Raw genomic sequence first — 22,312 nt, forward strand, 5'->3', positions numbered from 1 at the left:
CGAGCGCACCTCGCGGGCCACTTAGGATGGGTGCGTGGCAGCCGTTGATCCTTCCGAAGAGCTCAAGTCCGTCGAGTCGACCATGACGTCGATCGAGGCCGTCCTCGACCTCGACAAGATGCGGGCCGATGTCGCCGCGCTCAACGAAAAGGCGGCGGCACCCGACCTGTGGGACGACCCCGAGGCCGCCCAGAAGGTGACGAGTCGTCTCTCGTTCCTCCAGGGCGAACTGCGCCGGGTCGAAGACCTGCGTCGACGCCTCGACGACGTCAACGTCCTGTTCGAGCTGGCCGAGGCCGAGGACGACGCGGACACCCGCACCGAGGCCGAGAACGAACTCGCGTCGGTGCACAAGGCGGTCGGCGAACTCGAGGTCCGCACCCTGCTCTCCGGCGAGTACGACTCGCGAGAGGCGCTGGTGACCATCCGCTCCGAGGCCGGTGGCGTGGACGCCGCCGACTTCGCCGAGATGCTCCTGCGGATGTACACGCGCTGGGCCGAGCGGCACGGCTATCCGACCGAGGTCTACGACACGTCGTACGCGGAGGAGGCCGGCATCAAGTCGGCGACCTTCGCCGTCAAGGTGCCGTACGCCTACGGCACGCTGTCGGTCGAGCAGGGCACCCACCGCCTCGTGCGGATCTCGCCCTTCGACAACCAGGGCCGTCGGCAGACCTCGTTCGCCGGCGTCGAGGTGCTGCCGGTCGTCGAGCAGAGCGACCGCGTCGACATCGACGAGTCCGAGCTGCGCGTGGACGTGTACCGCTCGTCCGGCCCCGGCGGCCAGGGCGTCAACACGACCGACTCCGCCGTGCGCATCACGCACATCCCCACCGGCATCGTGGTGTCCTGCCAGAACGAGCGCTCGCAGATCCAGAACCGCGCGTCCGCGATGGCGGTCCTCTCGGCCAAGCTGCTGGAGCGCCAGCGCCAGGAGGAGCAGGCCCGGATGAACGCGCTCAAGGGCGAGGGCTCGTCCTGGGGCAACCAGATGCGCTCGTACGTCCTGCACCCGTACCAGATGGTCAAGGACCTGCGGACCGAGTTCGAGGTCGGCAACCCGCAGTCGGTGCTCGACGGCGAAATCGACGGCTTCATCGAGGCCGGCATCCGCTGGCGCAAGCAGCAGCAGAACGCCGCGTAATCGACCACCCGTTTTCGAGCCCCCCGACCCGTAAAGCCGGGTAATGGCCCGATTCGTTCCACGAAGGCCCTCGCGATTACGCGGGGGCCTTCGTGGTGTGTGTCGCGTTGCGCTTTCGTGCCGATTTTCTCGGCGAATCGGAATTAATCCCCGCAACCCTCTCCGAACGCCCTTGACGCGGCATCCACCCGGTTACCAGTCTGAACGGCGGCATTACCGCGACGTAACCAATCGGAGAGCCCGAGGCACATCGATCGATGGGCACGGGCGCGCGTCGGGGTGATGCCCAACGGCGTTTGGGACCCCACCCGCGCCGGCGCGGGTACGGGGATCCCATCCAACTGGGGGTTAATTGATGACAACCAAAATGCGCGTGCGCACGGCTCGTATAGCCGCGGCCGTGCTGTTCGCGACCGGCGCGTCCTTCGCGGTCGCGGGAGTCGCAAGCGCCGAGGGCGCGAGCACGAGCGACGAGCCGACGTGCACGCCGACTCCGACGCACGAATGTGAGACGGACCCGCCGACGGTGCCGCCCGTGACGGTGCCTCCGGTGACGGTTCCGCCGATCACGGTGCCGCCGGTGACGGTGCCCCCGATCACGAAGCCGCCGACCACGAAGCCGCCGACCACGGAGCCGCCCGGCACCGAGTCGCCGACCACGAAGCCGCCGACCACGAAGCCGCCGACCACCGGTGGTGGCAATGGCGGCAACAACGGCGGCAACAACGGTGGCAACAACAACACCGGTGGCAACGGTGGCAACACCAACACCGGCGGCAACGGCAACACCGGTGGCGGCAACACGTGTGACGCCACGCACGCCTCAGGCGGTCTCGACCTGAACTGTGGGACCAACGAGAACTCGCGGACCAACTCCGGCAACGGTGACCAGCAGAACGCGCCGGTCCGCGACTTCGGCGGCGGCGACACCACGCCGGCGCAGCAGCCCGCGGCGAAGGACAAGAACCTGGCCGACACCGGTTCGGGCGCCAACATGGCGTTCCTGATCGTCGGCGGTGCCGCGATGGCGGCCGGTGGCTTCACGTTCACCGTCCTGCCGGCGCGGCTGAAGCGTCGTCAGCAGACCGAGGCGGCCTGAGTCGAAGACTTGTGCCCCGGCGCGGCGGTGTCGGGGCACTGATGCGCCGTCCGGACATTCCGAGCCGGGCGCACCGCGTTCGACGCGAGTGCGTCTGTGAAACGGTCGGTTCGGAACGAGGGACGGTGGGCGGCACCGCGGAACGGCGTCGGACCCTGTGTCCGGCACCGAGTACGGGGCGCCCGCCCGGGTCGGTCCGCGTCGGACAGCTGCCGACAACGGCCGACACGGGTTCCGGAATCCACGGAACGCCGCCGGACAGCGCGAAGGCCCTGGGGGCACCCAGGGCCTTCGTGTCGTCTAGGGGTGGATCGGGCGGCCTGTTCAGCCGCCCAGGCCGGCCAGCAGCAGTGCGCAGGCCAAAACGAGCAGGGCGATCGCCACGAGCATCGCGGGATTGGGCCCACCGGAGCGCTGCAGGCGCTCACGGCTCGCCCGACACGTCGGGCAGCGACCCTCCGCGACCAAGCCGGCGCAGTTCGCACACACCAGGCGGTCCAAGGTCATCTCGACTCCTCCGCCTCGATTGCTCCGCTATCGCGCATCGATACACATAACGCTCGCGACGCGGCGGGAAGTTCCCATCCCCTTCCACTGTGCCGCTTACACTCACGGAATGGCCATGCCCGACGACCACTCTGTCCGAGCCTGGGCGCCCGGCTCCCGACAGTCCGGTCCCTTGGCCTCCTCTGTGCCCCCAGCTGCATGTCCTGCCCCCTACACTGGCGCACCGTGATGCAACCGTGATCCGATTCGACAACGTCAGCAAGACCTACCCGAAGCAGCCGCGCCCCGCGTTGCACGACGTCTCCCTCGAAGTGGAGAAGGGTGAGTTCGTCTTCCTCGTCGGGTCCTCGGGCTCGGGTAAGTCCACCTTCCTGCGGCTCGTCCTCAAAGAGGAGCGGCCCTCCCTAGGCAACATCTTCGTGGCGGGCAAGGACCTCGGCCGGCTGTCCAACTGGAAGGTTCCCGCGCTGCGCCGCCAGGTGGGCACCGTCTTCCAGGACTTCCGGCTGCTGCCGAACAAGACCGTGTACCAGAACGTCGCGTTCGCGCTCGAGGTGATCGGCAAGCCGCGGGGCACGATCCGCAAGGTGGTTCCGGAGGTCCTGGACCTGGTGGGACTGGGCGGCAAGGAAGAGCGCATGCCCGGCGAACTGTCCGGTGGTGAGCAGCAGCGCGTGGCGATCGCCCGTGCCTTCGTCAACCGGCCGATGATCCTCATCGCCGACGAGCCCACCGGCAACCTCGACCCCCAGAACAGCGTCGGCATCATGAAGCTGCTCGACCGGATCAACCGGACGGGCACCACGATCCTGATGGCCACGCACGACCAGGCGATCGTGGACCAGATGCGCAAACGCGTCATCGAGCTGGAACAGGGCCGACTCGTCCGCGACCAGTCCCGCGGCGTGTACGGCTACCAGCACTGATCCACCGGACCACAACGGCGCGGCATTCCGGCCGCGCCCCGAGCGACTAGGACATCATGCGCGCCCAGTTCGTCCTCTCGGAGATCGGAGTCGGTCTCCGCCGGAACCTGACCATGACGATCGCGGTGATCGTCAGCGTCGCGCTGTCCCTCACGCTGGCCGGAGCGGGTGCGCTGCTGCGGGTGCAGGTGAACGAGATGAAGGACTTCTGGTACGACCGGGTCGAGGTCTCGATCTTCCTGTGCGGCAAGAGCGACCACGACGCCGGTTGTGCGGGCGGTGAGGTGTCGAACGAGCAGCGCGAGTCGATCCGCGCGGAACTCAGCAGGATGCCGCTCGTCGAGAAGACCTACTACGAGACAAAGCAGGAAGCGTTCCAGCACTTCAAGGAACAGAACAAGGAATCCCCGCTCTCGGGCAGCGTGACCGCGGACCAGCTGCCGGAATCCTTCCGGGTCAAGCTCAAGGACCCGACGAAGTACGTGGTCGTGGCGAGCGCTTTCGCGGGCCGCCCGGGCGTGCAGTCGGTGCAGGACCAGCGCAAGATCCTGGAGCCGTTCTTCAAGCTGTTGAAGAACGCGCAATTGGCCGCCATCGGCGTCATGGTGTTCATGCTCCTGGTGGCGATCCTGTTGATCGTCAACACGGCCCGGGTATCCGCGTTCAGTCGCCGGCGCGAGACCGGCATCATGCGGCTGGTCGGCGCGTCGAATCTGTACATCCAATTGCCGTTCATCATGGAATCGGCGATCGCCGGGCTCCTGGGCGGCGTGTTGGCGAGCGGTCTGTTGAGCGCCGGTTTCTTCTTCGGCGTCAGACAGGGCCTCGGGCAGCAGTTCAACGCGTTCGAGTTGATCGGCTGGGGGCCGGTCCTCTGGACCTTCCCGCTGCTGGTCATCTTCGGCGTGCTGATGTCCGGGATCGCGTCGTTCCTCACGCTGCTGAAGTACCTCAAGGTCTGACTCGCGGTTCGCCCGCGACTCGGATCCCGGATCCCGGATCCGGCCCGACGGCCCGACGGCCCCGTTTCGCTTCGGCGGAGCGGGGCCGTCGAACGTATGCGTGCGCCCGGACGGGTTCGTATTACTTCCATATCGGTGTGGGTCGTGGCAATTCGTTCGAATCCTGCATCTCATGTGATCATGCGCAGAATTCGGACGAGGCGACTCGGCTTCCTCGCGCTCGTGGTGATCACGGGTGCCGCGGTGGGTTTCGTGCCCGCGTACGCGGACGGGGGCGGTGACGCCCGGGCCCGCAAGCAGCCCAACGGCGCCGCGGCCCGGGACATGCGTACCGATCTCGACGCCTCGCTGGCCCGGCTCGCGAAGGCCGAGGCGGCGTACGCCGAGGCCGAGGCGGGCGCGCCGGGCGCCCGCGCCGCGCTGGACGCGGCCCGCGCGCGGGCGGCCGAGGCGCGGGCCCACACGGCCGAGCTGAGCCACGGCGTGGACCTCGCGATCGCCGCGGTGGGCACCGCGGAGGCCGAGTTGCGCGACGTCGCGGCCTCGACCGAGTCGGTGCGCGACGACGTCACCCGGCTCGTGAGCCGCGCGTACCGCAACGGGGGGATGGCCCAGCTCTCGATGATCCTGCGCGCGCAGACCCCGGGGCAGCTGCTGAGCAGCCTCCAGGGCTATCGGCAGATGCTCCAGGCCGACCACGAGACGATCGCCCGCCTGGAGCGCACCAAGGACGCGATCGACGTCCGCAGGGCCGAGCTGGAGCGGCGCCGCGAGGAGGCCCGGCTCCGGCACGAGGAGGCGGACCGGAACCTGGTCGAGGTCCTCGCGCTGGAGCGGACCGCGGCGGAGGCGACGGCGAAGGTGGACACGCTGGCGGCGCAACGCCAGGCCGCGTTGAACACCGCGCGCGAGGAGAAGGCGGCCGACCAGCAGCGCTACGGCGTGACCAGGGCCGAGCAGAAGCGGCTGACCGAGCTGGTGAACCGGCACAACGCGCCGACCCGCTCGACCCGCTCGAAAGGCGGCTCCGGCACCCGGTCCTCGGGCTCGGCGCGGAGCGCCGCACTGTCCTACCCGGTCCGCGGCCCGCTCAGCTCGAAGTTCGGGATGCGCTACCACCCGATCCTGGAGTACACGAAGCTGCACACGGGGACCGACTTCGCGGTCCCGGTGGGCACGTCGGTGGCGGCGGCCCGCGAGGGCACGGTCGTGCAGACCGGCTATACCTCGGCGTACGGCTACCGCGTCGTGGTCTCGCACGGCCGGGTCGGCGGCGTAGCGTTGACCACGACGTACAACCACCTGTCCAAGATCACCGTGCGCGAGGGGCAGAAGGTGGCCCGGGGCGGCCAGGTCGGCCGCTCGGGCAACACCGGCTGGTCCACCGGCGCGCACCTGCACTTCGAGGTCCTGGTGGACGGCGAGTTCGTCGACCCCGCGCTGTGGATCTGACGCGGCCGTCCCGGTGCCGCCCGGGGTAATGGGTTTGCGGCCATGCGCGAGAATGCAGGGACCATGGCGAAAGAGACAGGGCGCAAGCTCATCGCGCAGAACAAGAAGGCGCGGCACGACTACCTCATCGAGGACACCCTCGAGGTCGGCCTCGTCCTGACCGGCACCGAAGTCAAGTCGTTGCGGGCCGGCAAGGCGTCCCTGGTGGACGGCTACGCGAGCATCGACGGTGGCGAGGTGTGGCTGCACAACGTGCACATCTCGGAGTACTCGCAGGGCACGTGGACCAACCACACGGCGCGGCGCAAGCGCAAGCTGCTGCTGCACCGGCACGAGATCGAGAAGCTCATCCACGAGACCCAGGAATCGGGTCACACGCTGGTGCCGCTCAGCCTGTACTTCAAGGACGGCCGGGCCAAGCTCGAACTGGCGCTGGCCAAGGGCAAGAAGAACTACGACAAGCGGCAGACCCTGCGTGAACAGCAGGACAAGCGCGAGACCGATCGCGTGATGTCCAAGTACGTGCGCGGCCGCCGGGAATGAAGTGGACCGGTTCCGTGTTGGGACCGTACGATGGGCGTGGTTGCGCCTGAGCGGGTGTAGTGGGCGTGACCATCGAGCATGACACTCGGTCTCCGGATTTCGCGGAGCCCCGGGTGGTTGCTTGAAAACTCAATAGGGGGTGATCGGTTTCGACTGCGGCTGTCGAAGCAGAGGAAGCGAGCCGAGGAAGCGACAATGATCTCGTTAACCACCTGTCGCAAACAAATAATCGCCGATACCAAGCGCGATTCCTTCGCCCTCGCTGCCTAAGCGAGTATCCGAAGGTGTCAGACCGGGTGCGTCCCCGCCCCGGACCCTGGCATAATCTAGGGGACTCCACCGTACGACCCGGCTACGGGGTCATACGGAACACTAAACAGTAGCTGAGCCCGTCGGTGTCTTGTCCACGTGAACACCGGGGCTGAGAAAATCGTTGTGGACTGCGCTCGGAGAAGCTCTGGTTTTGCACCGTAGGACGCGGGTTCAATTCCCGCCACCTCCACCCCTGTTGAAATAATTGAAAAAAGATGACCACGAAGAAGCCCGGTGTATTCGTACACCGGGCTTCTTCGTGCGCGCTTCGTCTGCGCTTCGGGTGGCGCGCCTCGGGCGAACCCGATTCCGGCGAGCGGGTCCGCTTCAGGTGTCGGTGCCGACGCCGAGCAGCGCGTGGACGCCCGCCTTGAAGTCGGTCGCGCAGGTGTGGCCCAGGACCGTGCGCTGGACCATGAAGCCCTGGAGCAGGGCCATCACGGCCAGTGCGACGACCTTCGGGTCGGCGGTCGGGGGGAGGGCGCCGGTGTCGCGGGACGCGGCGCAGACCGCGACGAGGCGTTCCAGGACGACGTTGTACTCGGCGCGCACATGCGCACCGAGCTCGGGATCGCGCATGGCCTCGCCCCAGACCTGGATGGCGACCCGGCCGATGCCCTCTTCGCCGTCGAGGGCGACGACCGTGTCGACCAGGCGGTCCAGCGTCTCGGTGAGCGGCTCTGATCCGGCGCCGGCCATCCGGAGCGTGTTCGGGTCCGGCAGGGCGGCGGCCACCGCCTGGAGGGCGTCGGTGCAGCACGCGGCGATCAGTTCGTCCTTGCCCTTGAAGTACCGGTACACGGCGCCGGCGGACAGGCCGGACGCGGCGAAGACGTCGGGCATCGACGTGCGGTGGAAGCCGTTGTGCGCGAAGCAGCTCCGGGCCGCATCGAGGATCTGGCGGCGGCGGGCGTCGAGGTGTTCCTGGCTGACCTTGGGCATGGGTCGATAATAAAACGAACGTTCTTCTTGACAGAAGCCCGGTGGGCCGCCCAGGATCGTTTTCCTCAAGTGATGAATATGAAGATCCTCGATTCGGGGCTCGAGGGAGGGGCGATGTCGCAGAACGTGTCGCACGACGCGTCGGACGAGGTACGCGGGCGGTCGCGGGACGCTTCGGAGCGACCGGAACCGGAGACGGACGCAACAGCGGATCCCGGATCGGAAGCCGGGGCGGTCGGGCCGTCGGCGGAGCGGCCGGTGATTCCGATGTGGCGGATCGCGGCCGGGGTCGCGGTGGGGCTCGTGGTCCTGCAGATGCTCATGCTGTCCCTGTTCGGGTGGCCCGGGGCCCGCTCCGCGCCGCGCGACCTGCCGATCGCGGTGGCGGGGCCGCGGGCGGCGGTGGACGCGCTCGCGGACCGCCTGGAGGCGCAGCGCCCCGGTGCGTTCACCGTGCACGCGGTGGCCGACGAGGCGGCGGCGCGGGCCCGGGTCGAGGGCCGTCGGGACTACGGCGCGATCGTGCTCGGCCCGGACGGGCCCCGCCTGCTGACCGCGTCGGCCGCGAGCGCGACGGTCGCACAGCTGCTTCCGCAGGTGGCGGCCGCTGCGAACGAGGGCCGACCGGTGCCGGTCGTCGACGTCGTACCGGCTCCCGCCGACGATCCGCGCGGCGCGGGTCTGAGCGGCGCGGTGCTGCCGCTCGTGCTGACCGCGATGCTCAGCGGGATCTTCCTGACCCTGACCGTGCCGAAGCTGCGACTGCGGCTCGCCGGCGCGGGCCTGTTCGCCGTCCTGGCCGGCCTCGTGGCCGCGGGGATGCTCCAGGGCTGGATCGGTGCCCTGTCGGGGCCGTACGCGATCAACGCGGGCGCGGTGACGCTGCTCATGCTCGCGGTCGGTCTGCCGATCATCGGCCTGGCCGCGCTGATCGGGAAGCCGGGCATCGGGGTCGGGGCGTTCACCATGTTCATGATCGGCAACCCGATGTCGGGAGTGTCGAGCGCTCCCGAACTCCTCCCGCGGCCGTGGGGCACGCTCGGCCAACTCCTGCCGCCGGGCGCGGGCGGCAACCTGCTGCGCTCGGTCGCCTTCTTCGACGGCAACGGCGCCGCCGAGCACCTCACCGTGCTGCTCGCGTGGATCGCCCTGGGCTCGGCGCTGGTAGCCGCGAGTGGGCTCAGGCGAGCACGCGGCGAATAGCCGCCGACTGCGACCGGTGCGCCCTGAAGTGCCGAGGGCCCGACCAGGTGAGATGGCTCTCCACGCAACGAACCGGCGGTCCCGTTCGGGGCCGCCGGTTCGTGATGCTTGGGACACCGACCCGCCAATGCTCGCCTCGCGGCAAGTGGTCCCTCGAAGGGACTAATGGTTGGGCCCGGGGGCTTGGATCGAGCCGGTGCCATGGGACAGCCTAGCCGACCGCCCCCCGGAGGCCGGAGCGATCACGAAGGACGAGGATCACAGTTTGCGTGCGCCCGGGGCCCGGGTACAGCGGGCCCCGGGCCCGGCCGTGTCCACGAAGTGAGACCATCGGAGGCGATGCGGCGCCGTGGGAGACGGGGCGCCGCAGCGATCGGAGGAGAAAGAGTTCATGCCCGCAGCGCCAAGCGCCTCGTACTCGATCACGGCTCGACTGGAGGTCCCCGCAGGGGGACGGTCGGTCAGTCGGCTCACCAACACGGTCGAATCCGCCGGGGGGTCGATCACCGCGCTCGACGTCACGGCGTCCGGCCACGAGCGCCTGCGGATCGACGTCACGATCGCCGCGACCTCGACCGATCACGCCGACCGACTCGTCGAGGCGGTCCGGGAGATCGAGGGCGTCACCCTCGGCAAGGTCTCCGACCGAACCTTCCTGATGCACCTCGGCGGCAAGATCGAGATGCAGTCCAAGCATCCGATCCGCAACCGTGACGACCTGTCGATGATCTACACCCCGGGCGTGGCGCGAGTGTGCCTGGCCATCGCGGAGAACCCCGACGACGCGCGCCGGCTGACCATCAAGCGCAACACCGTCGCGGTGGTCACCGACGGCTCCGCCGTGCTCGGTCTGGGCAACATCGGCCCCAAGGCCGCGCTGCCGGTCATGGAGGGCAAGGCGGCCCTGTTCAAGCGGTTCGCCGGGATCGACGCGTGGCCGATCTGCCTCGACACGCAGGACCCCGACGAGATCGTCCGCGCGGTGCAGGTCATGGCGCCGGGCTTCGCCGGGATCAACCTGGAGGACATCTCCGCGCCGCGCTGCTTCGAGATCGAGCGCCGGCTGCGCGAGACGCTCGACATCCCGGTCTTCCACGACGACCAGCACGGCACCGCGATCGTGGTGCTCGCGGCGCTCACCAACGCGCTGCGGGTGGTCGGCAAGAAGATCGAGGATGTGCGCATTGTCATGTCCGGCGCGGGCGCGGCGGGTACGGCGATCCTCAAGCTGCTCCTCTCCGCAGGCGCCGGCCACGTCGTGACCGCGGACGTCCAGGGCGTCGTGCACACGGGCCGCACCGGCATGGGCGAGGACCTGCGCTGGATCGCCGAGCACACGAACGAGCAGGGCCTCACGGGCACCCTCAAGGAGGCCGTGGTCGGCGCGGACGTGTTCATCGGCGTCTCGGCGCCGAACGTACTCGACGGCTCCGACATCGCCGCGATGGCCGACGACTCGATCGTGTTCGCGCTGGCCAACCCGGATCCCGAGGTGGACCCGGTGGCGGCCCTGGAGCACGCCGCGGTGGTCGCCACGGGTCGCAGCGACTTCCCGAACCAGATCAACAACGTGCTGGTCTTCCCGGGCGTCTTCCGCGGCCTGTTGGACGCCCAGAGCCGGCACGTCACCAACGAGATGCTGCTCGCCGCCGCGCGGGCGCTGGCGTCGGTGGTCTCCGACGACGAAGTGAACCCGAATTACATCATTCCGAGTGTTTTCCACCCGGAGGTCGCCGGCGTGGTGGCCGCGGCGGTGCGGGACGCGGTGTTGGCGGAGCGGCAGAACCCTGCGGGATGATCGTCGTACTGTCTGTACGCATCCCGGTTGCAGAGGCCCCCGAACGGCCCCGTAATCTGCCGGAACCGCGAAATCACGGGGCTTTCCCAGTGATTTCGCGTGTCCTTGATTAGCTTCCGGGCATGGATGAGTGCAGGATTCGTCCCCGGGGCAAGAACAGCGAGTTGGACTGAACCACGTCCGTGACCACGTTGTGGTGGCGGGCGGAGGTCAGCAAGACACGGGAGTGACACATGAACCGCAGTGAGCTGGTGGCCGCCCTCGCGGAGCGCGCCGACGTGACCCGCAAGGACGCGGACGCCGTACTGAGCGCGCTCGCCGACGTCGTCGGTGAGATCGTCGCCAAGGGTGACGAGAAGGTCTCGATCCCCGGCTTCCTCACCTTCGAGCGGACCCACCGTGCCGCCCGCACCGCGCGGAACCCGCAGACCGGTGACCCGATCGACATCCCGGCAGGCTTCGGTGTGAAGGTTTCGGCGGGCTCGAAGCTCAAGGCCGCGGCCTCGGGCAAGTAAGGCCGTAGCGCCCCGGTAGAACCGGAAGGGCGGCTTCCCCTCGGGGAAGCCGCCCTTCCGGCATTCGCGGGCCTTCGTGGGCCGTTCAGGGCCCGTCACGGGCCCTCGGGGTCCGGGGGACCGGCCCCGAGGGCACCGGATCGTCCCCGGACGCCGTCCGGGGACGATCTAGGCGACGCTTTCGGCGATCCGCATCGGTAGCTCCACGCGGGCGCCCAGGGCCTCCAGCTTGGCCTGGAAGTCCTCGTAGCCGCGCTCGATCAGGTCGATGCCGGTCACCCGGGACGTGCCCTCCGCCGCGAGCGCGGCGATCAGGTACGAGAAGCCCGCGCGCAGGTCCGGGATGTCCAGGTCGGTCGCGTGCAGCTTGGCGGGCCCGGAGATGACGGCCGAGTGCTGGAAGTTGCGCTGGCCGAAACGGCACGGGGTGCCGCCCAGGCACTCGCTGTACAGCTGGATCGTCGCGCCCATCTGGTTGAGCGCGGACGTGAAGCCCAGGCGTCGCTCGTACACCGTCTCGTGCACGATCGACAGGCCGGTGGCCTGGGTCAGCGCGACCACGAGCGGCTGCTGCCAGTCGGTCTGGAAGCCGGGGTGTACGTCGGTCTCCAGGGCGATCGCCTTGAGCGGGCCGCCCGGGTGCCAGAAGCGGATGCCGTCGTCCTCGATCGAGAACGCGCCGCCGACCTGCCGGAAGACGTTCAGGAACGTCATCATGTCCAGCTGGCGGGCGCCGCGGACGTAGATGTCGCCGTGCGTGGCCAGCGCCGCGCAGGCCCAGGACGCGGCCTCCAGGCGGTCCGGGAGGGCGCGGTGGTCGTAGCCGCCGAGCTTGGCCACCCCGATGATCCGAATCACCCGGTCGGTGGTGACGGAGATGATCGCGCCCATCTTCTGGAGCACGCAGATGAGGTCTATGATCTCCGGCTCGACCGCCGCGTTGGACAGCTCGGTGGTGCCCTCGGCGCGGACCGCCGCGAGCAGGACCTGCTCGGTGGCGCCGACGCTGGGGAACGGCAGGCTGACCTTGGTGCCCTTGAGCCCGTTGGGCGCCTCGATGTACAGGCCCTCGGGACGCTTGGTGATCACCGCGCCGAACTCGCGCAGGACGCTCAGGTGGAAGTCGATCGGCCGGTCGCCGATCATGCAGCCGCCGAGGTCCGGGATGAACGCGCGGCCGAGGCGGTGCAGGAGCGGGCCGCAGAACAGGATCGGGATCCGGCTGGAGCCCGCGTGCGCGTCGATGTCCACGACGTTGGCCTGTTCGACCTGGGTCGGGTCCATCAGCAGTTCGCCGGGCTCCTCGCCCTCGCGCACCGCGACGCCGTGCAGCTGGAGCAGGCCGCGGACGATGCGCACGTCGCTGATCTCGGGGACGTTGCGCAGCCGGCTCGGCGCCTCGCCGAGGAGCGCCGCCACCATCGCCTTCGGCACCAGGTTCTTGGCGCCCTTGACGCGAACCTCGCCCTCAAGCGGGGAACCGCCGTGAACCAAGAGCACGTCGTCTTGCATGAATCCTCGCACTTCTTCGCAAACCGAAGCCGACAGGGAAGATGGACCGACAGCGTTACACGGTAGTCGGATCCGCCTCTCTCCCGTGCCGGCCCGCGGCGCCGAAGGGCCCAAAGCGGAGGGTCGTTCGACCCGTATTCGGGGGGTTGGGATGAACGGCGGCAGGCTCGCGTACTGGGCGTTCGCGGTGGCTGTGGTGCTGAACCTGGTGATCCTGTTCAATCCGGGCAGTCCAGGTGACCCGGCGACATTCATTCCACATCGTGACAAGATCGTGCATTTTCTTTCGTTCGCGGCCGTGGCGTGGACCGGTCGGCGTGTCGGAATCGGGCCGCTCGTGCTCGGTGTGGGGCTCGCGGCGCACGCGATCGAGAGCGAGTTGGTCCAGCACTTCCTGTTGGCGCGGCGCAGCGGCGACGCGTGGGACGCGGTCGCGGACATGTTCGGCGCGACGGCCGGCCTGACGTTCGCGGTCCGACTTCCTCGCGGGGTGGCGTCACACGAGGCGACGGTTGCGGGATCATGAGCCCCATGACCGAGGTATCGCTCACCGGACGCCTGCTCGTGGCCACGCCCGCGCTGGCCGATCCCAACTTCGACCGGTGTGTGGTCTTCCTCCTGGAACACGACGAGGACGGCACGCTCGGCGTGGTGATCAACCGGCCCAGCCCGGTCGATGTCAACGACGTGCTCGTGCCGTGGTCGAAGATCGTCAGCGAGCCGTCCGTGGTGTTCCAGGGCGGCCCGGTCGCGATGGACTCGGCGCTCGCGATCGCGTCCGTGCCGGGCGGCGCGGAGCCGCTGGGATGGCGGCGGGTGCACGGCGGTCTGGGGCTGGTGGATCTGGACGTACCGCCCGAGTTGGTCGCGTCCGACTTCGGCTCGATGCGCGTGTTCGCGGGCTACGCGGGGTGGGGGCCGGGGCAGTTGGAGACCGAGCTCAAGTCGGGCGCGTGGTACGTGGTCGACTCCGAGCCGGGGGACGCGTTCACGCCGCACCCGGACCGGCTGTGGCGTGCGGTGTTGCGTCGCCAGGTGGGCGAGTTGGCGATGGTCGCGACCTATCCCGAGGACCCCACGCTGAACTAGGGCGTGTCCAGCGCCGCGCCCGGCAACGCCTGCCCCGTCGCGGCGCCCGGCACCGGTGCCGGGCGCCGGGAACCGGTGAACCTTTCCGATCACGGCACCGGCTTCCGTCCGGGTGACGGGGCCGGGGTCGCCGCCGCCGGCGCTGGTTAGACTGGATCGCATGACCACTCCCCAGAGCTTCCCGGAGCCGGAGCACGGGACGGGCACCGGCACGCTGATCGAGGAGACGCCGCAGCTCTCCCACGGCGACGGTGACCACGAGCGTTTCGCGCACTATGTCCAGCGCGACAAGATCATGGAAAGCGCGATGTCCGGGAGTCCGGTCATCGCCCTGTGCGGGAAGGTGTGGGTACCGGGTCGCGACCCGAAGAAGTACCCGGTCTGCCCGATGTGCAAGGAGATCTACGAGACGATGCCCGCCGGCGGCGGGGACAAGGACAAGAGCGGCAAGGGCGGCAAGGGCGGTTCGAGCGGCGGTAAGTAGTCGCCGTTTCGTGGGTGTCGCGGTGCCGAGGCGTCGACCAAGTGGTCGGCGCCTCTCGCGTTGTGCCGAATCTCGACCTGGACCGCCCGTTCGAGGGTGGCTGCCAATAGGGTGGGCGACGCTGTGGACGCGACGATCTTGATGCCGCTGTCGCTCGACGAGGCCGTGGAGGCACTCGCGCGCGATCCCCGGGCGATGCCGGTTGCCGGGGGGACCGACCTCATGCCCCGCGTCAACGCCGGAACGCTGCGACCGCCCGCCCTGATCGGGCTCGCGAAGGTCGCCGATCTGCGCCGGTGGGGTTACGAGGACGGCTTCGCCATGCTCGGCGCCGGACTCACCTGGGCCCGGCTCGCGGGGACCGATCTGGCCTCGCTCGTACCGGCGCTGGCCGCCGCCGCCAACGAGGTGGGCACCGCGCAGGTGCGCGCGATGGGCACCCTGGGAGGCAACATCCTCTCGAGCGGCCGAGCCGCCGACTCCCTGCCCGTACTCGCGGCCCTGGAGGCCACCGTGTCGTGCCGTTCGCCGGGCGGCGTGCGTGAGGTCGCGCCGCATCTGCTCGCGCCCAAGGAGGGTCCGATCGCCGAACAGCTGTTGCGGCCGGGCGAGTTGATCACCGGCGTGCGGGTGCCCCTGCTGCGCGGCGTCCAGGAGTTCATGAAGGCGCCGGTCGGGGGTGGGCGGTACCTGACGCTCGCGCTCGTGGCCGGCGCGGTGGTCGGCGACGTGCGATGCGCGATCGGCGGCGCGCATCCCGGGCCGGTTCGCGCGTTCGGGGCGGAGGAGTGGTTGGCGGGGCGGATCGACGCGCACACGGGCCGACTCGTGGACGCGCGCGACGCGGCCGACTTCGGCCGACTGGTCGCGGACGAGGTCCGGCCCGAGGCCGAACAGCGGGCCACCCGGGCGCACCTGCGGCACGTGGTCGCGGTGTGCGCACGCCGCGCCGTACAACGGGCGTTCGGCGGATGACCGCCGGGCCGGGCTTCGACGACGCGCCCACGACGTCGTACATCCTGCGGGTCAACGGCGAGGCGCGGCTGATCGAGAACGCGTGGATCGGCGAGAACCTGCTGTACGTGCTGCGCGAGCGGCTCGGGCTGCCGGGGGCCAAGGACGGCTGCGGGCAGGGCGTGTGCGGGACCTGCACGGTGCACCTCGACGGGGTCGCGGTCGCCGCCTGCCTGGTCGCGGCGGCGACGCTCGGCGACCGGGAGGTGCGCACGATCGAGGACCTGGACAACGACAACGAGACCGCCGACGTGCAGCGCGCCCTCGTCGAGTTCGGCGCGGTCCAGTGCGGCTACTGCGTGCCCGGGGTGGTCGCGTCCGCGTGCGCGCTCCTCGCGCGTTCGCCGGAGCCGGACGAGGTGGAGGTCCGGCGCGCGCTGGACGGGCACCCCTGTCGGTGCGCCGGCCCGCACCCGATGGTGGAAGCCGTCCGCGCGGTGGCGCGCCGGCGGGTACCGCAGGAGACCCACTCGACCATGATGTTCAACGTGATAGCGCCACCGGCCACCGGCGGCGCCGAGTGAGCATCGGGGGGTCCGCACCGCGCCCCGACGGGGACGCCAAGGCACGCGGGCGGTTTTCGTTCACGGGCGACCTGTGGGCCCCCGGCCTGCTGTGGTGCGTGCTGGTGCGCTCGCCGCACCGGCACGCGCGGATCCTGGGCATCGACGTCGGCCCGGCGTACGCGGTGCCGGGTGTGCGCGGGGTGGTGACGGCCGCGGACCTGCCGACCGGGTCCTGCCACGGCGTGATCGTGGCGGATCGGCCGGTGCTCGCCGACAGCGTCGTGCGCTTCGCCGGGGAGGCGGTCGCGGCGGTCGCGGCGGAGACGTTGCAGGCGGCGAAGGCCGGGGCCGCGGCGGTCGCGGTGTCGTACGGGCCGCTCGAGGTCGCGTCCGACCCCGAACACTCCTTCGCGGGGCCGCCGTTGCACCCCGACGGCAACGTGCTGCGGCACATCGCGCTGCGGCACGGCCGGCCGGTGACGCTGCGCCGGGACGGGACGCCGGTGCAGGAGGTCGTGGTGGAGGGGCTGTACGAGGTCCCCGCGCAGTACCAGGCCAATCCCGCCACCGACGCCGCGCTCGCGCTGCCCTCGCCGGACGGCGGGGTCGAACTGCACGTGGCGTCGCCGTACCCGCACGCGGACCGCGACCAGGTCGCCGAGTGCCTGGGGCTGCCGGCCGGGATGGTGCGGCTGATGCCGACCGGTGCCGGCGGGTCCTCGGGCACCAGGGAGGACGTCGGGCTCACCGCGGTGGTCGGCCTGCTCGCGCTGCGCACCGGCCGGCCGGTCAAGGCGGTGCTCGATCGGGAGGAGTCGCTGCGCCTGGGCGGGCATCGGCACGCGGCGCGGATGAAGTACACGCACCGGGCCGACAGCGACGGCCGGCTGCTCGCGGTCGAGGCGCAGATCATCCTCGACGGCGGCGCGTACGCAGGGGTCTCGCCGGAGGTGGTGGGGCGGCTCGTGGGCTGCGCGGCGGGGCCGTACATGGTGCCGTACGCGGTCGTCGACGCGTGGGCGGTGCGGACCAATAACCCGCCGGCGGGGAACATGCGCGGGCCCGGCGCGGTGCAGGTGTGCTTCGCGCACGAGGCGCAGATGGACAAGCTCGCGGACGCGCTCGGGATGAACCCGGTCGAGTTGCGGCTGCGCAACGCGTTGAGTACCGGGACGATGCTGACGACGGGTCAGATCCTGGACGGTCCGGTGCCGGTGGGGGCTGCGCTGCGGGCGGTCGCGGAGGCCGCGCCGCCGCCGGCGCCGCCCGCGCCGGGGACGTTGCGCGGGACCGGGTACGCGGTCGGGCTGATGCCGTTGCTCGGGATCGAGGGGGCCGACGAGACGTCGACGGCGACCGTGCGGCTCGACGGCGGGGTGGTGACGGTGACGTGCGCGGCGGTCGAGGTCGGGCAGGGCTTCGTGACGCTGGTCCGGCAGATCGTCGACGAGGTGCTGGGCGTGCCGGACGCGATCGTGTTGCAGGCGGGTACGGCGCTGCCGACGGCGGGGGCGCCGGGCGTGGGGCGGCATACCTGGCTGACGGCGGGTGCGGTCGAGCAGGCGGCGCGGGAGATCCGGGAGCGCTTGCTGGCGCCGGTGGCGGCCAGGTACGGGATGACGGCGCGGTTGTTGGACGTGCGGGACGGGCGGATCAAGTCGTACGACGGGCTGATCGACCTGTCGGTGGACGTGATGTACGAGGACACCGCGACGGTGACGACGGCGGGCGCGTGTCGGGCGCCGAGCACCGAGCCGCTGGACGACGCGGGGCAGGGCAACGCGTACCCGGCGGTCGCGTTCTCGGCCTGCCGGGTGGTGGTCGACCTGGATCCGGAGCTGGGCACGATCCGGGTGGTGGACGTGACCGGGGCCTATGACGCGGGGCGGGTGCTGGATCCGGCGCAGGCCCGGGTACGGGTGGAGAGTTCGGTGGCGATGGGGGTCGGGCTCGCGCTGATGGAGGACCCCGAGTCGGCGTGGGCGCCGCCGGGCACGTGGGACGTACCGCCGGTCCGGGTCGCCGCCTGGATCGAGGAGCCGCAGCCGGGCGCGCCGTTCGGCGCGAAGGGGCTGGGGGACGCGGCGATCGTGCCGGTGCCGGCGGCGGTGGCGGCGGCGGTGCGGGACGCGACCGGGTTGGAGCTGCCGCGGCTGCCGTTGCGGCCGCGGGACGTGGTGGTGGACTAGGCACCGCGGCTGCGGCCTCGGCCTCGACCCCGGCCGCGCGGCTGTGCTGCTCGGATTGAGAGGCTGCGTCGATCTCGGTGATAAGAGGCTTGTCCGACGAACCTCTAGGCTGCTTCGGTGACAGCCGTAGGGGAGTCGAAGCGAGCACGACGGAGTGCCGACAAGCACGACACGGAGCCGGGCGTCCTGACCCGGCCCTATCTCCAACTCACGCTCGGGATCGTGTCGGTGGTCCTGCTGATCGCCTTCGAGGCGATGGCCGTGGGCACCGCGATGCCGGTGGCGGTCAAGGAACTGGACGGCGTGCCGCTGTACGCCCTGGCGTTCTCCGGGTTCTTCACCACGAGCCTGCTGGCCATGGTGTTCTCCGGCGAGTGGTGTGACGCGCGTGGACCCCGGCTGCCGCTGTTCGGCGGGATCGGGGCGTTCGCGGCGGGGCTGGTCCTGGCCGGCACGGCGCAGTCGATGTGGCCGTTCATCGTGGGCCGGGCCGTGCAGGGCCTCGGCGGCGGGCTCGTGATCGTGTCGCTGTACGTGGTGGTGGGCCGGGCGTATCCGTCCGCGCTGCGGCCGCGGGTGTTCTCGGCGTTCTCGGCGGCGTGGGTGCTGCCGTCGATCGTCGGGCCGCCGGTGTCGGGCCTGGTGACCGACCACCTCGGGTGGCGCTGGGTGTTCCTGGCGATACCGGTGCTGGTGGCGCTGCCGATCGCGATGATGCTGCCGCAGCTCAAGCGGATGGCGGGCGAGCCGGACCCGGACGCGCGGATGAACCGGCGCCGGATCGGGGCGGCGCTCGGCGCGTCGGTGGGCGCGGGGATGCTCCAGTACGGCGGGCAGCGCCTGAACGTGGTCGGCGTGCTGCTGCTGGTGGCGGGACTGGCGTTGATGGCGGTGACGGTGCCCCGGCTGCTGCCCGCCGGCACGTTGCGGGCGGCGCGCGGGCTGCCGGCGGTGATCCTGTCCCGGGGCGTGCTCGCCGGGGCGTTCTTCGCGGTCGAGTCGTTCGTGCCGCTGATGCTGATCAGCGAACACGGGTTGTCGCCGACTCAGGCCGGTCTGACGCTGACGGTGGGCGCGCTGTCGTGGGCGCTGGGGTCCTGGTTCCAGGGACGCTCACCGCGCGAGCGGCGGCCGCGACTGGTCCAGGTGGGCTTCCTGTTCGTGGCGATCGCGATCGGCGGGGCGCTGCTGGCCCTGGTGCCCGGGATGTCGCCGTACACGGTCACGGTGGGCTGGTTCTTCGGCGGCGCGGGCATGGGCATGGCGGTCTCGTCGGTGAGCGTGCTGACCCTGGACCTGTCCGAGCCCGAGGAGTCCGGCACCAACTCGTCCTCCCTCCAGGTCGCCGACTCCCTGGGCAACATCGTGATGGTCGGCCTGGCCGGCGCCATCTTCGCCGCCCTCCACCAGGGCACCGGCAAGGACAGCGACGTCTTCACCCTGATCTTCGCCATCATGCTCACCGTCACCCTCGTGGGCGCCCTCCTGGCCCCCCGCGTCCGCCGCCCGGAAGCGAGCTGAGCGATCCGATCGGCGGTCGAATCCCATCCGATTCCTGCGACGCGCCGACTACCCTGAGTCCCGAGTGCCTGCTGCGGCGCCGGCTTCGAGGATTGGGGACCTCATGCCCTTGCAACCGCGATTTCGTAGATCCGCGGGCTCGCAGAGGAGGTTCGTCGATCGGGAAGAGGCGACGGCCGCCTTCGAGGACGCCTGGGCCGATGCGGGTGACGGCCTGCGGGTCGTGAACGTGACCGGGGTCGGCGGAATCGGGAAATCACGCTTCCTGCGGGAGTGCCAACTGCGGCTGGAGTCCGAAGCCCGGACCGCGCTCCTCGATCTGCAGATCCCGGCTCTGCGCGAACAGGACGCCGCACTCGCGGTGTTGCGCGCGCGCTTCGGCGCCCAGGACGTGTCGTTTCCGCGCTACGACCTCGCGTACCTCGCGTTGTGGCAACGCTTACACCCGCACCTGCAGATCTCGCTTGCCGACATTGCCGCGCGGCAGGAGAGCGACGTCCTCACCGACATCGCCGACGCGGTGGGCGGCCTGCCCGTCTTTCGGAGCGTCTCGGGACTTCTGGAACTCGCCGGTCGGTCGTCCGAACGCTTCAAGCGTTGGCGCTGGCTCAGGAACGACGAGACGCTGCACCGGCTCGACGAGCTCGATCCGGTCGAACTCGCCGACGCCGCGACCTTCCTGTTTGCCGAGGACCTGCGTCGGGCGAGCGCGGAGAAGCACTATCTCGTGTGCGTCGACGCGTATGAGGCCTTGGTCGGCGGCAGTACCCGCGCGGGTCGCACCGCCGGACTCGACGCGTGGCTGCGGGACCTCGTTTCGCAGCTCGACCGAGGCGTGGTGCTCATCGCGAGTCGTGAGCCGCTGGGCTGGGAGACGTACGACAGTCAATGGGCCGCGCACATGATCCGAGTGCCACTCGACGGCTTGCCCATGCCCGCGCGTGTCGAACTGCTCCAAGCCCACGGGGTCGCCGATGTCCGCGCTCGCACGGCCCTGGCCCGCGCGAGTTCCGGCGTGCCGTTCTACCTGAACCTGGCCCTCGACGCGGATACCGGCGCAACCGAGGGCCGACCCGCGCTCACCCGGGCCGTGTCGGGTGAGGAGATCCTCGAACGCTTTCTGCAACACGTGGACCCGCAGGAGGTTCGTCTGCTCGAACTCCTCGCGGTGGCAAGGACGATCGACTACGAGATCTTCCGCACCGTCGGAGCGGCATTCGCGCTGTCCGCGGACCGGCTGACCTGGGAGACCCTGACCGCGTATTCGTTCGTCCAGCCGGCCGGACCCGATCAGTTCCAACTGCACCAGTTGATGGCGGCCGAACTGAGGGCACGGCAGAGCCCCGCGACCCGCCGGGCGGTGCACCGTGTACTCCATGCCCTCTGGCGTGAACGGGCGGCCCGTTCGGCGACAGGTGGCGCGAGCGTCCGCAGGACGACCGGAGTGCGACTGCGCGAGGTCGCCTTCCACAGCATGTACGCCGGGGAGTTCACCGCGGCGGAGCTGCTCGCGATCGCGGCGGAGATCGCCGCGAGCGGCGGCATTCGATCCCTGGGCGGAGTCGTCGAGGACGCCCTGCGATTTTGTGCCGCCGGCGACCGTCCACGCCCCGAGCTGGAGATGGCGGCGCGGTGCGTCGAGGCGGAGACCGCGATCCTGGTCGGTGACGTCGAGCACGCCGAGGCCCTGACCCGGGCTCTCGGGGCCGTCGACGGCGACAGTTCGGCCCAGGTGCGGTTGGCGCTCGCCGGCGCGGACGCGCTGCGCGTGCTCGGCCGAACATCCGAGGCATTGGCTCGCTATTCGTCGCTGTGGCAGGGGGCCACTGTGCCGGAAGGCAGAAGCGCCGGGTTGTGGGCCGCCGACCTGTACATGGCAGGAGGGCGCTTTCGCGACGCGGAGAACCTGGTGAACGGCCTGATCGCCACGCTCGATCGCAACGAACACCAACTGCGTGGGGACACCGCCCGGCTGATCCATCTGGGCCGGCGATTCGCGTTCGACTTTCCGGCTGCCCGCAGCAGCCTGGATCAGGCGCAACTGCACTACATGGAGTCCGGATCGGCCGTCTGCCTCGCGAACCTGGCGGTCAATCGGGCCGAGTTCCTGGCCTGGACCGAGCCCGAACACGCGGGTGACGTCGCGGACGAGGCAATCGCGATGCAGCGTGACATCGGCGCACTGCACGAACTCGGCAAGGCTTATACGGCGAAGGCGCTCGCCCTGCTGCGTCGCGGCCGGATCGCCGAGGCGGAGTCGACGCTCGATACCGCCTTGGAGACGCTCGGGCGTGCCCGCTATCGGTCGGGGACGGCCCGGGCCCAATTGGTCAGGTCGCTCATCCTGTTGCACCGGGGTGAGCGGGAGAACGCGCGCGGCACCGCGGAGTGGGCGATCCGTGAGTTCCAGGGGGCGGAGGTGTATCCCACGCTCGTGCTGGCTTCGCTGTTCACGCTGCGCAGATCGGGCTTGGAGCAGCCGGCGCACGCGGCCCCGCTGGCCCGGGCTCGGGCGGCCATCCGTCCCGTCGACTCCCTGGGGGCCATCGAGGGAAGAGTCGACGCATGGGTAGCCACCGTTCTCGGGGAGTGAG

General features: G+C 70.4%; 20 protein-coding genes and 1 other RNA gene. 18 read left to right on the forward strand and 3 right to left on the reverse strand.

What is annotated here, in order from left to right; translation table 11 throughout:
* Positions 1-34 precede the first annotated feature (34 nt).
* Together prfB and OG928_RS21550 are read left to right on the forward strand one after the other, a co-directional pair.
* The gene (gene prfB, locus OG928_RS21545) at positions 35-1,144 is read left to right on the forward strand and encodes a peptide chain release factor 2 (protein WP_406286233.1); all 1,110 of its coding nucleotides are present in this window, start codon (positions 35-37) and stop codon (positions 1,142-1,144) included.
* A 355-nt stretch (positions 1,145-1,499) separates the two neighbouring features.
* Positions 1,500-2,243 (forward strand): hypothetical protein, encoded by a 744-nt coding sequence (locus OG928_RS21550; RefSeq protein WP_406286235.1) that lies wholly within the window; start codon positions 1,500-1,502, stop codon positions 2,241-2,243.
* A gap of 324 nt (positions 2,244-2,567) precedes the next feature.
* Here the strand turns inward: OG928_RS21550 and OG928_RS21555 are convergent, their stop codons facing one another.
* A complete protein-coding gene (locus OG928_RS21555) occupies positions 2,568-2,750 on the reverse strand; it encodes a hypothetical protein (protein ID WP_406286237.1) in 183 nt (60 codons plus the stop codon).
* 236 nt (positions 2,751-2,986) lie between these two features.
* On the opposite strand from OG928_RS21555, the gene ftsE reads away from it, so the two are divergent.
* From ftsE to ssrA, 5 genes are all read left to right on the forward strand, one after another.
* Positions 2,987-3,676, forward strand: a complete 690-nt coding sequence (gene ftsE, locus OG928_RS21560; protein WP_078977036.1) for a cell division ATP-binding protein FtsE — start codon at positions 2,987-2,989, stop codon at positions 3,674-3,676.
* Between the two features lie 56 nt (positions 3,677-3,732).
* Positions 3,733-4,638 carry a permease-like cell division protein FtsX gene (gene ftsX / locus OG928_RS21565; RefSeq protein WP_406286240.1) on the forward strand — a complete coding sequence of 302 codons (906 nt, stop codon included), beginning with the start codon at positions 3,733-3,735 and terminating at the stop codon, positions 4,636-4,638.
* A 180-nt stretch (positions 4,639-4,818) separates the two neighbouring features.
* Complete coding sequence (locus OG928_RS21570; RefSeq protein WP_406286242.1) at positions 4,819-6,090, forward strand: M23 family metallopeptidase; 1,272 nt, start codon at positions 4,819-4,821, stop codon at positions 6,088-6,090.
* Positions 6,091-6,153: 63 nt separating this feature from the next.
* On the forward strand, positions 6,154-6,633 hold the full coding sequence (gene smpB, locus OG928_RS21575) for an SsrA-binding protein SmpB (protein WP_406286245.1): 480 nt from the start codon (positions 6,154-6,156) through the stop codon (positions 6,631-6,633).
* Positions 6,634-6,768: 135 nt separating this feature from the next.
* Positions 6,769-7,138: a transfer-messenger RNA gene (gene ssrA / locus OG928_RS21580) on the forward strand.
* A gap of 134 nt (positions 7,139-7,272) precedes the next feature.
* Here the strand turns inward: ssrA and OG928_RS21585 are convergent.
* On the reverse strand, positions 7,273-7,887 hold the full coding sequence (locus tag OG928_RS21585; RefSeq protein ID WP_406286247.1) for a TetR/AcrR family transcriptional regulator: 615 nt from the start codon (positions 7,885-7,887) through the stop codon (positions 7,273-7,275).
* 267 nt (positions 7,888-8,154) lie between these two features.
* On the opposite strand from OG928_RS21585, the gene OG928_RS21590 reads away from it, so the two are divergent.
* The 3 genes from OG928_RS21590 (at position 8,155) to OG928_RS21600 (ending at position 11,403) form a co-directional block, all read left to right on the forward strand.
* Complete coding sequence (locus OG928_RS21590; RefSeq protein WP_406291113.1) at positions 8,155-9,090, forward strand: ABC transporter permease; 936 nt, start codon at positions 8,155-8,157, stop codon at positions 9,088-9,090.
* Between the two features lie 391 nt (positions 9,091-9,481).
* Positions 9,482-10,888, forward strand: a complete 1,407-nt coding sequence (locus tag OG928_RS21595; protein ID WP_406286248.1) for an NAD-dependent malic enzyme — start codon at positions 9,482-9,484, stop codon at positions 10,886-10,888.
* Between the two features lie 233 nt (positions 10,889-11,121).
* On the forward strand, positions 11,122-11,403 hold the full coding sequence (locus OG928_RS21600) for an HU family DNA-binding protein (protein WP_355539945.1): 282 nt from the start codon (positions 11,122-11,124) through the stop codon (positions 11,401-11,403).
* A gap of 168 nt (positions 11,404-11,571) precedes the next feature.
* On the opposite strand, the gene murA is transcribed toward OG928_RS21600, so the two are convergent.
* Positions 11,572-12,915: a UDP-N-acetylglucosamine 1-carboxyvinyltransferase gene (gene murA, locus OG928_RS21605; RefSeq protein ID WP_406286251.1), complete on the reverse strand. Its 1,344-nt coding sequence runs from the start codon at positions 12,913-12,915 to the stop codon at positions 11,572-11,574.
* Positions 12,916-13,066: 151 nt separating this feature from the next.
* Here murA and OG928_RS21610 point away from each other — a divergent pair, with 151 nt between their 5' ends.
* From OG928_RS21610 to OG928_RS21645, 8 genes are all read left to right on the forward strand, one after another.
* Positions 13,067-13,441, forward strand: coding sequence for a hypothetical protein (locus OG928_RS21610; protein WP_406286253.1), 375 nt, complete (start codon positions 13,067-13,069; stop codon positions 13,439-13,441).
* Between the two features lie 5 nt (positions 13,442-13,446).
* Positions 13,447-14,004 (forward strand): YqgE/AlgH family protein, encoded by a 558-nt coding sequence (locus OG928_RS21615; RefSeq protein WP_406286255.1) that lies wholly within the window; start codon positions 13,447-13,449, stop codon positions 14,002-14,004.
* A 160-nt stretch (positions 14,005-14,164) separates the two neighbouring features.
* Positions 14,165-14,488: a DUF3039 domain-containing protein gene (locus OG928_RS21620; RefSeq protein ID WP_406286257.1), complete on the forward strand. Its 324-nt coding sequence runs from the start codon at positions 14,165-14,167 to the stop codon at positions 14,486-14,488.
* A gap of 141 nt (positions 14,489-14,629) precedes the next feature.
* Positions 14,630-15,463 carry an FAD binding domain-containing protein gene (locus OG928_RS21625; RefSeq protein ID WP_406291115.1) on the forward strand — a complete coding sequence of 278 codons (834 nt, stop codon included), beginning with the start codon at positions 14,630-14,632 and terminating at the stop codon, positions 15,461-15,463.
* Positions 15,460-16,026 (forward strand): (2Fe-2S)-binding protein, encoded by a 567-nt coding sequence (locus OG928_RS21630; RefSeq protein ID WP_406286260.1) that lies wholly within the window; start codon positions 15,460-15,462, stop codon positions 16,024-16,026. The genes OG928_RS21625 and OG928_RS21630 overlap by 4 nt, the downstream gene beginning before the upstream one ends.
* Positions 16,023-18,197 carry a xanthine dehydrogenase family protein molybdopterin-binding subunit gene (locus OG928_RS21635; protein ID WP_406286262.1) on the forward strand — a complete coding sequence of 725 codons (2,175 nt, stop codon included), beginning with the start codon at positions 16,023-16,025 and terminating at the stop codon, positions 18,195-18,197. The genes OG928_RS21630 and OG928_RS21635 overlap by 4 nt, the downstream gene beginning before the upstream one ends.
* A 117-nt stretch (positions 18,198-18,314) precedes the next feature.
* A complete protein-coding gene (locus tag OG928_RS21640; protein WP_406286264.1) occupies positions 18,315-19,718 on the forward strand; it encodes an MFS transporter in 1,404 nt (467 codons plus the stop codon).
* Between the two features lie 103 nt (positions 19,719-19,821).
* Entirely contained in the window at positions 19,822-22,311 is a 2,490-nt protein-coding gene (locus tag OG928_RS21645) for a hypothetical protein (RefSeq protein ID WP_406286267.1), read from the forward strand.
* Position 22,312: the final 1 nt, after the last annotated feature.

The organism is Embleya sp. NBC_00896 (assembly GCF_045207785.1).
Classification (GTDB): Bacteria; Actinomycetota; Actinomycetes; order Streptomycetales; family Streptomycetaceae; genus Embleya.

What these genes read in the sequence shown, in the direction of transcription:
- OG928_RS21570 (WP_406286242.1), top strand. Translation starts at nt 4,819, where the DNA reads ATGCGCAGAATTCGGACGAGGCGACTCGGCTTCCTCGCGCTCGTGGTG.
- OG928_RS21585 (WP_406286247.1), bottom strand. Translation starts at nt 7,887, where the DNA reads ATGCCCAAGGTCAGCCAGGAACACCTCGACGCCCGCCGCCGCCAGATC.
- murA (WP_406286251.1), bottom strand. Translation starts at nt 12,915, where the DNA reads ATGCAAGACGACGTGCTCTTGGTTCACGGCGGTTCCCCGCTTGAGGGC.
- OG928_RS21550 (WP_406286235.1), top strand. Translation starts at nt 1,500, where the DNA reads ATGACAACCAAAATGCGCGTGCGCACGGCTCGTATAGCCGCGGCCGTG.
- OG928_RS21625 (WP_406291115.1), top strand. Translation starts at nt 14,630, where the DNA reads ATGCCGCTGTCGCTCGACGAGGCCGTGGAGGCACTCGCGCGCGATCCC.
- OG928_RS21630 (WP_406286260.1), top strand. Translation starts at nt 15,460, where the DNA reads ATGACCGCCGGGCCGGGCTTCGACGACGCGCCCACGACGTCGTACATC.
- OG928_RS21595 (WP_406286248.1), top strand. Translation starts at nt 9,482, where the DNA reads ATGCCCGCAGCGCCAAGCGCCTCGTACTCGATCACGGCTCGACTGGAG.
- OG928_RS21645 (WP_406286267.1), top strand. Translation starts at nt 19,822, where the DNA reads ATGCCCTTGCAACCGCGATTTCGTAGATCCGCGGGCTCGCAGAGGAGG.
- OG928_RS21615 (WP_406286255.1), top strand. Translation starts at nt 13,447, where the DNA reads ATGACCGAGGTATCGCTCACCGGACGCCTGCTCGTGGCCACGCCCGCG.
- OG928_RS21620 (WP_406286257.1), top strand. Translation starts at nt 14,165, where the DNA reads ATGACCACTCCCCAGAGCTTCCCGGAGCCGGAGCACGGGACGGGCACC.
- ftsX (WP_406286240.1), top strand. Translation starts at nt 3,733, where the DNA reads ATGCGCGCCCAGTTCGTCCTCTCGGAGATCGGAGTCGGTCTCCGCCGG.
- OG928_RS21600 (WP_355539945.1), top strand. Translation starts at nt 11,122, where the DNA reads ATGAACCGCAGTGAGCTGGTGGCCGCCCTCGCGGAGCGCGCCGACGTG.
- OG928_RS21555 (WP_406286237.1), bottom strand. Translation starts at nt 2,750, where the DNA reads ATGACCTTGGACCGCCTGGTGTGTGCGAACTGCGCCGGCTTGGTCGCG.
- OG928_RS21590 (WP_406291113.1), top strand. Translation starts at nt 8,155, where the DNA reads ATGTGGCGGATCGCGGCCGGGGTCGCGGTGGGGCTCGTGGTCCTGCAG.
- OG928_RS21610 (WP_406286253.1), top strand. Translation starts at nt 13,067, where the DNA reads ATGAACGGCGGCAGGCTCGCGTACTGGGCGTTCGCGGTGGCTGTGGTG.
- smpB (WP_406286245.1), top strand. Translation starts at nt 6,154, where the DNA reads ATGGCGAAAGAGACAGGGCGCAAGCTCATCGCGCAGAACAAGAAGGCG.